This is a genomic window from Vibrio gigantis (assembly GCF_024347515.1).
In the GTDB taxonomy this organism is placed as follows: Bacteria; Pseudomonadota; Gammaproteobacteria; order Enterobacterales; family Vibrionaceae; genus Vibrio; species Vibrio gigantis.
The window spans coordinates 455,568-469,324 of the sequence record NZ_AP025493.1; the positions used below are offsets into that span (position 1 = coordinate 455,568).

A 13,757-nucleotide genomic window follows, 5' to 3' on the forward strand; every position below is an offset into this window, starting at 1 on the left:
TCAAATATAAAAATACCCTAGAGTGGCTCTAGGGTACGAATTAACAATGATAGGCAATCTACGACAGTAATCAAGACTGCATTGTCAACAAAACTTAGCTCTCGTTTTGTAAGTTATTTTTTGTTAAAAAAATCAATAACTAGATCTTCAACCTGGACTGGACACTCCTCCATCAACCAGTGACCACATGACTCCAACACATGACCTTGAACATCATTAGCATATTCTTTCATTTGATTAAATTGAGTCGCTCCTAAACTGCCTTGACCATTACCTGATATCGTCAGAATCGGCATTTTCAACAAGTTATTCTCTGATAGATTGTCATTTTGAATCACAGATTCAGGAAGTGCTCTGTAATACTCAAAAGCAGCGTTTAGAGTTTGAGGTTTTTTATAAGATTCCGCATACATACCGAACAGTTCATCTGAAAATGCATTCTTATTCTCTGCATGCTCAAGAATGAAGTGCTTAAAAAACTTATCTTCATTGCCTGATATAAGTGATTCAGCCAATTCGTTTTTCGCAGAGAAAAAGCTAAAGTGCCACGCGGTCGACTCTCCCTGAGGAGTATAAGCTGGGAACGTGTATATTAAGTCGCTTGGTACGATGGTCTCCAGTAGAGCGACCTTATCAATATCATTCTGATGTTGAGCTAGCATAGGATATGTGACCCAGCCACCAATATCATGAGCTATGACATTGAATTTATCATCCGGGCTAAAGGTCTTAGCTAAAGAATGGATATAAGGTGATACGTCCTGCCCTGTATAAGTGGAGTCTAGCGGCTCAGATAAACCAAGACCTGGAAGATCCATAGCAATAACTTGGTAATCTTCTGCTAATTTAGGCATTAACTGGTGCCATTCGTACCATGACTGAGCAAAGCCATGGACCATTACCAATAAAGGCCCTTCCCCTCCAATTACATAATGAAGCTTCACTCCGTTAACTTCTTTAAAGCTGCTTTCAAAACCAGAAGGAATTGGAAACTCACTGTCCGCTTGACTCTGCTCATTACCCGCAAAAGCCATTGAGGAAAGTAAAATGCCCGATGCGACTAAAAGTGTTTTCTTCCATTTTTTCATAAAGTTAAATCATCTCATAACGTGTTAAGTCGATATGCACTTAAAGTTAATGGCATACCGAAGCAGGGCGCAAAATGTGTCATGATGTTTCAGAGCAGTCAACAGGACATTTCTTAACAAATTAGAGTAACGCCTTCATTTCGCGCACTAATCCTCCCAACAGCCACCAAAGAAGAATTGAATATAAAAAACATTAAAAACAATAACTTAAATAGTTTCATTCTATTTCTGATTTGGCGACCGATACCTCTAAATAACACATTAAGTCCCAATTGGAATATCTATTAATAAACATTAAGACTTAATTGAATTCATTTTATCCGTTATTATGCTGTCCAAGTTGATAATTAAATTTAAACGACTACAGATATCTTTTGGTGAGATTTAAGGTTCCATGTGACAACGAATAAACCCAACTGCCGCTTCTGTCATAAGAGTGACAGTGTCATAAAGCATGGTTATGGCCCCAATGGCCATCAACGATTTCGCTGTCTTGCTTGCCGCCGTACCTTTCAAGTGAATTATTGTTACGAGGCCTGCAAACCAGGAATTCGAAATAGGATTATTGAAATGACCGCACAAAACCATGGAAAGCGAGAAACCAGTCGTCATTTACACGTTGCCTACAACACAGTTCTAAGCACATGTCATCGGGTAAGAAAAAAGTCTCCACCCTTTGATAATACGAATTCTGATACGTTGCCGAATTCAATCACATTGAAAACGGCATTTTTATTGGATAAAAAACAACATTTTTGTGCCACTTTTCCAACACTTGGACTTAGGGCTCTAACAACAACCAATATCGACGGTACGTAATTACCGCATATTAATAATTTGAGTTGAAACAATGAAAAAACAAAGCTTGTTTATCTTTGCTCTATCTTTAGCCGTTTTTGGCGTTATCACGACAGAGCTTGGTATTATTGGTCTCCTTCCACAAGTCATGAAAGACTTCAATATTGATGTACAAGAAGCTGGTCTATTAGTCAGTGTCTACGCTATTGTCGTCGCGGTGAGTGGCCCCTTTATTACGTTAATGATGTCTGGATGGAATAGAAAGCATGTTCTAGTCGGCATTTTGTCTCTATTCGTTGTCTCTAACCTTGTGTACGCTATGACGCAAGATTACACAACCATGATGATATTTCGCGTTCTACCGGCGTTAGTACATGCTGTATTCTTTTCTGTCGCTTTAGTGGTTGTCACATCAATGGTTCCAGTTGAAGAACAAAGCAACGCCGCTGCTAAAGTTTTTGGTGGAGTAGCCGTAGGATTAGTCTTTGGTATTCCGATTAGTGCTTTTCTTGCTGAAGAATATTCTCTCGCTTATGCCTTTTACTTTGGTTTAGCCGCTTGCGCCATTGCGTTAGTGAGTGTGATGTTCTTGATGGAAAGTGCTCCCGTTAAGGAAAAAATGTCATTCGGCTCTCAAGTAACTATCTTACGCAGCAAATCAATGTGGTTGTCATTATTCACCGTTATATTCATCTTTGCAGCGATGTTTTCTTCGTACAGTTTTATTACTCAATACTTAAGTACTGTAACGAATATGAACGGTACGTGGATTAGTGCAATGCTGATGGTGTTTGGTATCTTTGGTATCTTTGGAAACTTCATTTTTGGTAAGCTACTCAGTAAAAATATTCTTAAAACAGTGATGCTGTACCCTATAATATTCGGTCTTACCTTCATAATTGTTTACTTCATGGGGTTCTCATTCTACTTTATGATCGGCATGGTCGCGTTTTGGGGTGCAGTGCATTCTGCAGGATTGATCGTGAGCCAGACATGGATAATGGAAAATGCAGGTGATTCAAAAGTATTTGCAAATAGCCTCTTTGTGTCTTTTTCTAACTTAGGAATTACTCTTGGCTCAGTTATCGCGGGATGGTTTATCTCTCAATTCGGCGTAGAAAATCTATTTTTATCAAGCTTAGTCTTTACGATGTTAGCATTAGTTAGCATCTTACTTAACCAGAAGAAAAGTTCAGATCTCAAACTTTCAAAAGTGAATTAGTCTATGAAAATGCGGCTTTCGTGACTAGAGCCTTAATCACGAAAGCCTGCATTATTTTTGAGTTTCCATCCCCCAAACAGCTGTTCAGATCGTAGGGGCTTGTTTATTTCTCCTGAATTACGTACAAAGCCCTTTCAAGATCCTATCTTCACCACCGTTTATGTTTTTTCATCTGTGACATAACGTTTGAAAGCCTAACTAATTGATGTTAAACATGCGGCTTAAAAAATAACAACAAAGATCCTTCAATGGATCTGCTCTTTTGCCTACTGGCTAGGACCTCTATGACAGAAAACACTCAACACCTTCAACGCTCCTCGATTGAGTTACACGAGTTTACACGTACCGACATCTGGAGCGGCTTCACCCAACTTTTGCCTCTCTCTATGTTTGTGATCGTATTTGGTTTCGCATTCGGTGTCGCTGCAGTACAAACTGGACTGGATTCTTTTCCAACTATGTTAATGAGCACACTTGTTTTTGCAGGTGCTTCACAGTTTGCTACGTTGGATATGTGGGGAGCAGAAGTCCCCCTTATTCCAGTTCTTATTACCGTATTTGCGATCAATGCTCGCCACCTTTTGATGGGGGCCACGCTATATCCTTGGTTACGTCAACTCCCCCCGACAAAACGATATGGTGTGATGTTGATAGCTTCGGACGCAAACTGGGCAATGGCACTCCATGCCTTTGGAAGGAAGGAACCCGGTTTTGGATTGCTCGTTGGCGGTGGTTTAGCACTTTGGTTATTTTGGATCATCGGCACTTGGGTTGGCATTTACTTTGGCAGCGTAATCCAAGATCCAGTGGGGCTTGGGCTCGATATGGTTATGGGCTGCTTTTTACTTTCCATGGTCGTCGTTGGGCCTAAAAACTCAAGAATCTTTATTATTTGGGCCACAGCAGCGGCATCTTCAATATTGGCATATTGGTATTTACCTGAAAACAGCCATGTTGTTGTTGGTGCTATTTCTGGTGGGGTGTTGGGTGCTTGTTGGAAGGAGAAGAAATCATGAGTATTGAAACAAATGTTGGTGGTACTTTATTGATAATCATTGCAATGGCATTGGTCACATTAGCTACACGCTGGGGTGGTGTATATGTCATGTCATTTGTTCCAATTAGCGAGCGTGTTCAACGTTTTATTACAGCGATGTCAGGTTCTGTATTAGTCGCCCTTCTCACACCTCTTGCCGTAGAAGGTGACAACGGAGCTAGAGCTGCACTCTTTTCTACAGCTGTCGTCATGTTCGTCATCAAAAAACCTCTACCAGCAATCGCAGCAGGAATCATTGCCGCGGCGGCAGTACGATCTTTGTAGCCATTACCACTACTACGAAACTCCCCAAATAGCTAAACCACATCTGCGCCTTGGTCACATCTTTCGATGCTATCAAGGCTTACCCAATACCTGAAAGTGACGGATATAAACCAAGTGATCTGCACCAGTCTGACTGGTGCAGATCAGTATGACGGTTGTTCATTATTGTTACAACCCAATAGAGATAGAGTGGTCAAAGAAATAAAATAATTTTGTTAAAAAAGCTCATAATCTAATCGCCTATACATAACAATTCCATTACAGTAGCGACATGATACTTGTCTGAAACTTCTCGAGCAAGTGAGTCTACCCCTGCTTTTCCAGTTGGTTATTACAATCCACATCACCCACATCAATATAACAATGGATTTACACAGAATTAGTCAAGTCTATAACCCCATCGGCCACTGCAATACGTATACCCAAACTAGTAGTAAGGTCGTCCACACCAACAAAAACGCCAAGCTAAAAGGCAACATTAATGACATCAGGGTGCCTAATTTAGCCTCCTTATCGTAATCTTGTGCGGCCGCTAAAATTAACCCGAGATAGCCAAACAGTGGGCTAATAATGTTGGTGACTGAGTCTCCAATCCGAAACGCCGCCTGTGTCACTTCTAGTGGAATGCCGACATAGAACAATGAAGGGATCAATACGGGCGCTATCATGCTCCATTGAACAATCGGTGATCCCATAAAGATATTCAGAAAGGCACACAAAATAACGACCAATAAGAGAATTATTGCTGGATGTAGTTGTACCTCTGTCACTAAGCTACTCATCGACATGGCTAATACACCCGACAACTGGCTGAGCTTGAAGAGGTAGATCATCTGCGACGCAACAAAGATGATCAGTAAAAACACTCCAAGTTGGCTCATGCTTTTTTGACAAGCATTCAGCAGATCGCGCTCGCACTTGAAGCTTCCAGAGAGGTAGCCATAGGTTAATCCACTTAAACCAAATGTAACGGCAATAATAATAGGTAGTCCACGCATCACTTCGCTGCGTCCTAAAGGTTGGCCTTCGTATGGGGCTAGCCAGCCGTTGGGTAGGACGGTTGAAAGTACAACAAACACGGCAACCATGACGAATACAACGGCTGCGGCCCACATGGCTTTGTCATTATTGGCAGCTTTGTTGTTATCGAAATCATAGCTGTCAGTGAACCTTTGTTCAGGCGTAGCATAATGGCATGCGAATCGACTTTGACGCTTTTCAACGATATTAATCGAAACAAACGAGCCTACTAAAACGAGAGCGAATACGCTGGCACTCATAAAAAAATAGTTAGCCAGAGGGCTGACGATAATAGTCGGATCAATCAGTTGAGCAGCAGAGGTCGTGATGCCTGCAATCACAACGTCATAAGTGGTTAAGAATACGGTGGCGTGAGTTCCCCCTGCTACCCCCGCAAATGCGGTGGCAAGCCCAGCAAGCGGCGGGCGATTGGCGGCTTGGTATGCTCGACAAGCCAAAGGGATGAGTACAATATAGCCTACAGAACCGACGACATTCGATAAAATGCCCAAGATCATGATGCTTACTGTCAGCTGCCACTTGCCGGTTTTACTGACTAACCGCTGAACGGAGTAACTGATGAGGCCAGAAGAGTCCGCCAAGCCAATTCCAATGGTGGCAATAATGACGACGCCTAATGGTGGGAAGCTGATGAACTCTTTGACGCTGCCACCGAGCCAAGTTCTTATCGCCTCTAAAGACAACAGGTTGTTGACGTGTTCAATGTTTCCACCGGGCAGTGTGTAAGAGACTTGGGCGTTGGACGTGAAGAATGAGGTTACTATGATTATCAACGACAACCATAGAAACAAGAAGACAGGATGGGGAAGTTTATTTCCCCATCGCTCTAACTTATCAAAAAACGTATTTGGCATCACGTTAGAAAGCATAATTCAAGCCAGCGTAATACGTTCGGCCTTGAATGACTTCAGTATAAGTCTCAGGGCTTGATACATCTTCATCCATCACGTTGTTGACACCGAGTTTCAGTTCCAGTTCCTCCATTAGGGTATGACGCATGCCAATATCAAAGGTTGTGTATGGGTCAGAGACATCATTGTTACCGAGCTCACCACGTACTTCACTGCGGTAATGGGCTCTTGCAAACAGATCGGTATCGTAAGTGACATACCAATTGGCTTTTACTGAAGCTTCATGTTCAGAGGTGCCGACAAGGCGTTCGCCGCTTGTGTCGTCTGTCGCATCAAGGTAAGTATATGAAGCGTCAAATCCAACGTGCTTGAACTGGTGTTCGGCATACAACTCTAAGCCTTTGAGCGTCGCTTTATCCACATTGATAAACGTATAGTAGCCGTCGCTCCCATTTGATCTTTCAACTTGCTGAATAATGTCGTCAACGCGGTTATAGAATACGGTGGCGTTAGCAGAGGTGGCTTCGTTGGCATAGTAGGCGCCAATTTCACTGAAGGTGCCGGTTTCTGCTTTGAGATCTTGGTTGCCATAGACGTTACAAGCCGCGGGTCTATCAGGGCAAGCTGGGCCGCTGGCTGGCGCGGTATAAGACGGTGAGATCTGTGCCATGGTCGGTGCTTTGAATGCGGTTCCAGCGCCGGCTTTTAAGCTCCAGTTGTCGGTTAAACCTTGTGTGATGTATCCACGATAAGTAAATTCACTGTCAAACAGGGAGTCATGATCAAAACGTCCACCGAGTGTCAGCATGGTCGAATCGGCAACGGCTAAGTTGGTTTCAAGATAAACGGCAGTACTGGTTCTATCGGTAGAGCCTCCTGTAATGCCGACGTTTTCGATTTCGGCATTGCGAGCCTCGGCTCCCACTGTCACGGTATGATCATCGACAAAGAAAACGGCTTGTACATCACCGCCATAGTTTTGTTCGGTGATGTCTGAACTTGGGGTGTCGTATTTAACATCAAAGTCACTGTAGTAGAGGTGGGCATCGACACTCACAAGATACGATTGGTAATCATACCCTAACGTGTAACTTTGGAGTTGACGCTCTTGTTCATACGAGCGGCCACGATACATTGCCGTCCCCGATTGATCCTCATTCGACAGTTGGACTTCCAAGTCAATCGTGTGTTGGTCGTTCAGCGCATAATCAAAAGAGTTCACTAAATTGTAATTTTCTTGCGCACGACGTTTAGTGAAGCTCGACTGATCGGAATAAAAAGATTCGTCGGTGTCTAAATAGTTACCATATACGGTATAACCCAAAGCATCGGTAATAGGGGTTGAAAAATACAGACCATAAATTTGTCCACTACCACCCTTGTCACCTTGGTTGTATTGCCCTTCAACGCTTATCGCACCCTCTGCGGTACCACTGTGCTGACGAGTGATGACATTGACCACACCGCCCATGGTATCGGCACCATATAGAGTGGACATTGGGCCACGAATCACTTCGATATTATCGATAGCAATACTTGGCGTTAGGCTCAATGCATTGTCGCTACCACGCCATAATGCTTCTCGGGTATAAGATCGACGGCTGTTCAATAACACTTGCGTGTAGTCACTACTTAAACCACGAATTCGCACACCACGAGAGCCATTTGCTTGGGTCGACACGCTAACGCCTGGTGCGTCAATAAGCAGATCGCCTACGTCCCCTGTCATCTGATATTTACTCTGCTCTTGAACGTCTATCACGGTCAATGTTGCAGGGGCATCTAGTAGGCTTGTACTTTGACCTGCGTTTGCGGTGACAACCACGGTTTCATCAATTGCAGATTCCGCCATAACAAAAGAAACGGGTATAAAGGTCAGGCTAAACAGACACGGTACAGCATGACTTGATTTGAGTTTTAACATGTAATGACTTCTTGGTTTTTAAATGAGGACTGGCCTAGAATATAATGAAAATAAATCTCATTGACAATACCACTCACCATAAAGTTCTTTTGATTATATTCTATTGAAATTTAATATATTTTTGGATAATAATTCAGACTTATTGATAGTTTAAAATGATGTTGAATTGTTTTTTGATTGATAAGTGTGTGATGCCGTATTGCCATACTTTGAATGTATGGCTTAAAGGGTTGTTCCGCAAACAAATGTACTGGTTTTCAGATGCAATTAGGTTGCTAGTGCGTAAAATTGCTCCCAAGCAGATAAGCCTTCAGGATTATCGAGCTATCCATTTTTAATTATCGAACACAGTTCTACGCCTGCCTGGTGTGGAACTGAGTCCCTCATCTGATCCCCCCCTTGTTTGCGACAAAAACCCAACCAAAGCCGCCAAAACGACGGCTTCGGTTTAGAGCAATCAATCAGCACCACTGACAGGAATTGGTTTTAGGGCAGCAATCGCAGCGGAAAACAAACCCACCGCCAACACGGCAAGCCAGATGGATCCCAGTGAATAAGCAAAACCCGCAAGACCAGACCAGATCGCAACCCCCAAATGCATCATACTCATGCCCATCGCCATCAAAGTACCACGATGCGAATCTGACAGTTGTGCAATGTGGTTTTGCAGCGCCGGCGAGCCGATTCCACCGGCCAGCGACCAGAAGAATAGCACCGGCAAAAACATCAACACATGCGTTGCGGATCCACCGAACACCCAGGCACTGCACAGTAAGCAAACCACCAGTGCAGTTCGCATTACAGCACGGCCGCTGCCCAAGCGTCGAATCGCTCGCGACATCACCATATTCCCCATCACACTCACACCACCAAGTACCGCGTACGTTAAGCCAACCAGTGCAATGTCCAGTTCAGTGGCGTCACTCAAGCGCTGTCCTACCAGATTGAAGACGCCGATCCCACCACCAAGACCAAGCCCCATTGTCAGTAGCGCTCCGCGGGCACCCGGAATTTGTAACAGTTGCACCATCGCAGGTTGTTCCGGTTTAGCTGTTTTGTTTTTAACATAATGCGTACCACCCTGGACAGCGAGCAATGCCGCCACTATCAGGGCCGCTACGCCTAACACAATAAACGCTGCGCGCCAGGACAGCCACTCAGTCAAAAAAGCCCCGATAGCCGGGCTGGTGATCATTCCCAAAGTCAGACCTGCCTGAACTAGAGCAATCTGTTTCATCGCTTTATCACCAGGTTGATCACCGGCCAATGCAAACGCGATTGGCAACATACCAGCGCTGGCTAAGCCAGTCATCACTCGCGTTAGTAAACCCACATCGAATTGATCGACCAAACCAGTAGCGATCGAAGAAAGACCGAACAACACACAAGCTGGCAACATGATTCGCAACCTTCCCCATTGGTCTGATAAGCGACCAAAGTGTGGGGCGATAAACGCAATCGCCAAGCTGTAGGCCGTGATAAACAACGTGATCCGTTCTGCTGGCACGCCTAGATCCTGACCGATAGGTTGCAAAATCGGACCAAGCAGCAGCTCATCCGCTCCCACCAAGAACGCAACCAGGAACAATAGTGCGGGTAACGTTTTATTTGGCATCACTCATCTCCATCTTTGCTATATCAATCACCTTATCCGGCCAATCGGACAAAAAGTCCGGCTCGTGCGATACCACGATCACCGTGCCAACGTAGGTACACAACGCCTGTTTTAACGCCGCTTTTACGTTGACATCCAAATGGGTGGTCGGTTCGTCGAGCACCAACACGTTTGATTTACTGACCGCCAGACACGACAACTTTACCTTGGTCTGCTCACCGCCACTCAAACTGCGCAGCGGTTGCAAGGATTTACTGCCGTTGATGCCAAACTCCGCCAGCTTATGACGTGCACTTTTGTCATTCAACTGACGACACGATGCACGCATCACTTGCATGGGAGTACTATCCGGGTAATCCCAGTGTAAGTCCTGAGAAAAATATCCCCACTGAATGCCGTTGGCCTGCTGAATTTCCCCAGCAAGAGGATTAAGCTGACCGAGCAGCGTTTTCAGCAGTGTCGACTTACCTAAACCGTTAAAGCCAACAATCGCCAGCTTTTCACCGCGCTGAATATCGAGATTCAGCGCCGGTAACAAGGTATGTTGATAGCCAATCTCAAGCCGAGTTGCAGTCAGAACCGTCTGGGCACTCAGAGGCGCATAAGAAAACCCAAACTCTGGCTGACTCTTTTGCTGCGGCTTGTTCACACGCTCAATTTTCGCTAACTGCTTTTTGCGGCCGTTGGCTATCTTGGCGTTCACTCCCGCACCGTTTTTGTTTATGTAGGCTTCAAGCTTGTCGATTTTCTGCTGTTGGGACTGATATTGCTGAAGCTGGTTGAGCGTCTCTTGCTCCTTCTGCGCCATCGCTTTTGCGTAGCCGCCTTTGTATTTTCTGATCTGTTGATGGTCAATGTCGCATATGCCATCGGCAATCTGATTCAGAAATGCCGTGTCATGCGACACCACCATAAACGTACCTGGATACTGATTGAGAAATTCCGCGAGCCAGGTCATGTGCTCCGTATCGAGAAAGTTAGTCGGTTCATCTAGCAGTAGCACATCCGGCTCTTCCAGAAGCAGTTTAGCCAAAATCACTTTATGCCGCTGACCGCCACTCAAGCAACTCATGTGTGTGGTCATTCCAAGTAGTTGAACACCCAGACCTGCCGCCACCAGTTCAACGCGAGGAGTCAGGCGGTAGAAGCCCTCTTGTTCCAGCAGAGATTGCAGCTCTGCCGCGCGATTCAGTGTTGTATCAGACACCGCTAATGACATTTGTGCATAGAGGTGCTTTAGCTCACGATCCGCAGCCAGTAAAGGCGTATAAGCGGTCGCCATAAAGTCGAATACTGACAGCGAGGGATCAATCTCAAGGTGTTGATCGAGGTAACCAACTTTCACACCCGGTTGCCATAATATGTCACCGTGATCTGGCAGATACTCACCTTGTAATAGCTTAAATAAGGTACTTTTACCCGCACCATTTGGTCCGGTGACACCAAGATGCTCACCACGATGGAGAGCGAAATCTGCATTTTGATATAAAACCTTGTCTTCTACCTGAAAGCCCAGGTGTTTGATAACTAATAAACTCATGTTTTTAAACCATAAAAAAGGGGCCGGTAACAAGTACCGGCCCCTGGAATCTGTATGATGTTGATGTCTCTGATTTTCAGACACAAAAAAGGCCGATAATAAAGCATTACTGGCCTACCTCTCTAACCATTACTTTCAGATGTCAACTACCCTGCGCTGTTAACGCATTACAACATCTGATGAAGTTTTGGTTTCAGGCTCCGAGCAACACTTCATCGTGTATTTGCACGGAGCTCAGCCTTCTCACGAAGTTCTTGAACAGGATATAAATCATGGTAGAGAGTCATCTATAAAAACACTTTGCGTAATGTAGTATCCGGTAGGGTGGAAGTCAATGTTTAGAAATGGTAGTGCAATGGACAAGTGAAATTAGCTATTGATAGCAAACTTAGAGCAAGTAACTTACTCGTTCTCAGGGTTTGCGAGTATCGAATATTCGAACGTTATTTTTTAAGCTGGCTTCTAAAAACAGAGGATCGTCGGTTAGAAATTCATGTAAGCCATTTACGATGTTCATTCCTAATGACATGGCATTTAAAATGATGCTTTTATCTAAGTCAGATAAAAAACCACTTGATGGCGCAATGCCAAAGATGAAGTAATCGGGAATGCTTTCCGCGTGAATGATAGCTCTTCAGCATTGGCAAGGATCGGTATTCCATTGGCTTTGTTATCAAGAACTTCACCAGCATCTAAGCCAGCAGACTCACTATCAATAACCGATAGAATACGATAGCTTAACGAATGCCTCACTAACCCATTAGCGGTTTTACCATCAATTTTACCAAAATTACCTTCGCAATATATAATTGCAGAAGGGATGACCGGATTTACTTTCTGAGCAAGTGGTAACCAAGGAGCTATATAGGGTACGTTGTTAGTATCTACATTTTCAATTCTAGAGAGTTTGAATATATTTCTTAACTTTTCGGTTGAGATGGACATAATTAAAGCCTGCAGTATGGCTTAGGAGGGCGACTAAGGAGTGCCGAGATGCGAGTTCGGAAAGGAAAAGAAGTCCCTACTAAGCGGTAGGGATAGAGACCAAGGTAACACACTCATCAGACTTTTGTTGATTGTTATTCATACACTTTCTAAGTCTATCACTTTCAGGCTTCACCCATACTAACGTGATTGATTAGATAGCTAATACTCATTGTTCAACGTCGCCGTATCAACCTCTCAGCTTTAAGGTTTCAAGGTGTTTTTTCTAATATCAGTTAAGTGAATTAGAGTTTTGGGTCTAACGCGTTTTTGTCCGTGCGTTCTGAAGTCGTATGAAGCGTTGTTTGTGATCACCAAGCGATTCTGTCGGACCTTAATTACCAAGCAACATTGACGATTGCCAAGAAACAGACCTAAACATTCAGCCCTTATAAATAAAGGGCTCGCGACTCACATTGGATTTTTCACTGAAATGAAAAAAAAACCTGATTGCAGACGGCTTACCCTTTTGGTCATGTTCAGGCTACCCCGAATGTCAAACCACTTTGTTTGATAGAACAGGTAAACCTAACTTTGAGAGTGCAAGGTAAAAAAACAACTCAATAAGCTGAGATTTTCCTTCAAAAAACCAACAATTATTAATCATTAACTGTTGTGATGCATACGATAATGGAGTATAAGCTAATTGTTTGTACGAAAATGCAACACACTGTTCCGACTTAAGAACTTTTACCTATTTGTTCACCACCTATGTTCCTTGTAGGTGGTTTTTTTCGGTCATAGGATGCAACCGATAGTGGTAGTTGCTCAGGTACTTACTAACTTGATATTGTTCGAATCTAAAGTAAAGCTGCTCGGCCAAACAGGTTGTGAACTTATCCAATTTATGAGTACGTATGAATAGTGAGATAGGGGCGACTTGACGATTGTCATCATCAAAACAATATTCAATATGCGCTTGATCAATGTACACAACATCCACTTCCCTGTTCGGGGGGGCTTCAATGAGTTTGGTGTCTAACCCCGCCTTTTCCAAATGGTTTAATAAAGTGTAAAGTTTACCCACATCGTCTTGAATCTCTGGTTTCGCATACTGGGTGACTATACTGGCGAGATACTTTTTCGATTGAACCAAACTTATTTTTCATTAAGCAAACCGTTTTCAATCTCTTTTTAATCGCACTATACCTAGCTTGTTTAACCTTTGGCTTTAAGAAGTTAATGATGATCTTATTTCGTTGCTCTTCTTTGACAAAACCACGAGAAGCCTCCACTTTAAAGTAAAGGTGGAGAAGGGTATTTTCGAAAGTAACTTTCAGTAGTTGATGATATGAACATTCAGGCATTGGTAAGGCGATTCACGTCAAGTTCAAGGGCTGATGGGACACTTGTTCCGTTACTGGTTTGCCTTG

Annotated in this window: 9 protein-coding genes and 2 pseudogenes; 4 read left to right on the forward strand and 7 right to left on the reverse strand. The window is 43.8% G+C overall.

Features of this window, described 5'->3' with window-relative positions:
* Positions 1 to 113 precede the first annotated feature (113 nt).
* The gene (locus tag OCV56_RS18135) at positions 114 to 1,088 is read right to left on the reverse strand and encodes an alpha/beta fold hydrolase (RefSeq protein WP_086714190.1); all 975 of its coding nucleotides are present in this window, start codon (positions 1,086 to 1,088) and stop codon (positions 114 to 116) included.
* Between the two features lie 396 nt (positions 1,089 to 1,484).
* Between OCV56_RS18135 and OCV56_RS26165 the strand changes: the two genes are divergently transcribed.
* The 4 genes from OCV56_RS26165 (at position 1,485) to OCV56_RS18150 (ending at position 4,429) form a co-directional block, all read left to right on the forward strand.
* The gene (locus OCV56_RS26165; RefSeq protein WP_086714189.1) at positions 1,485 to 1,907 is read left to right on the forward strand and encodes an IS1-like element transposase; all 423 of its coding nucleotides are present in this window, start codon (positions 1,485 to 1,487) and stop codon (positions 1,905 to 1,907) included.
* A 31-nt stretch (positions 1,908 to 1,938) separates the two neighbouring features.
* Entirely contained in the window at positions 1,939 to 3,108 is a 1,170-nt protein-coding gene (locus tag OCV56_RS18140; protein ID WP_086714188.1) for an MFS transporter, read from the forward strand.
* A 284-nt stretch (positions 3,109 to 3,392) separates the two neighbouring features.
* On the forward strand, positions 3,393 to 4,124 hold the full coding sequence (locus OCV56_RS18145; protein ID WP_086714207.1) for an AzlC family ABC transporter permease: 732 nt from the start codon (positions 3,393 to 3,395) through the stop codon (positions 4,122 to 4,124).
* Entirely contained in the window at positions 4,121 to 4,429 is a 309-nt protein-coding gene (locus OCV56_RS18150; RefSeq protein ID WP_086714187.1) for an AzlD family protein, read from the forward strand. The genes OCV56_RS18145 and OCV56_RS18150 overlap by 4 nt, the downstream gene beginning before the upstream one ends.
* Positions 4,430 to 4,818: 389 nt before the next feature.
* On the opposite strand, the gene OCV56_RS18155 is transcribed toward OCV56_RS18150, so the two are convergent.
* From OCV56_RS18155 to OCV56_RS26130, 6 genes and pseudogenes are all read right to left on the reverse strand, one after another.
* Positions 4,819 to 6,339 (reverse strand): AbgT family transporter, encoded by a 1,521-nt coding sequence (locus tag OCV56_RS18155; protein WP_206192963.1) that lies wholly within the window; start codon positions 6,337 to 6,339, stop codon positions 4,819 to 4,821.
* Complete coding sequence (locus tag OCV56_RS18160; RefSeq protein WP_086714186.1) at positions 6,329 to 8,245, reverse strand: TonB-dependent receptor plug domain-containing protein; 1,917 nt, start codon at positions 8,243 to 8,245, stop codon at positions 6,329 to 6,331. Before OCV56_RS18160 ends, OCV56_RS18155 begins: the two co-directional genes overlap by 11 nt.
* Before the next feature lie 457 nt (positions 8,246 to 8,702).
* Positions 8,703 to 9,812, reverse strand: a complete 1,110-nt coding sequence (locus OCV56_RS18165) for an MFS transporter (protein WP_390903686.1) — start codon at positions 9,810 to 9,812, stop codon at positions 8,703 to 8,705.
* 37 nt (positions 9,813 to 9,849) lie between these two features.
* A complete protein-coding gene (locus OCV56_RS18170) occupies positions 9,850 to 11,400 on the reverse strand; it encodes an ABC-F family ATP-binding cassette domain-containing protein (RefSeq protein ID WP_086714184.1) in 1,551 nt (516 codons plus the stop codon).
* Between the two features lie 415 nt (positions 11,401 to 11,815).
* Positions 11,816 to 12,345: pseudogene (locus tag OCV56_RS18175) on the reverse strand (DUF1611 domain-containing protein); the annotation flags it as partial.
* Positions 12,346 to 13,093: 748 nt separating this feature from the next.
* Positions 13,094 to 13,691: pseudogene (locus tag OCV56_RS26130) on the reverse strand (DUF2913 family protein).
* Positions 13,692 to 13,757 lie beyond the last annotated feature (66 nt).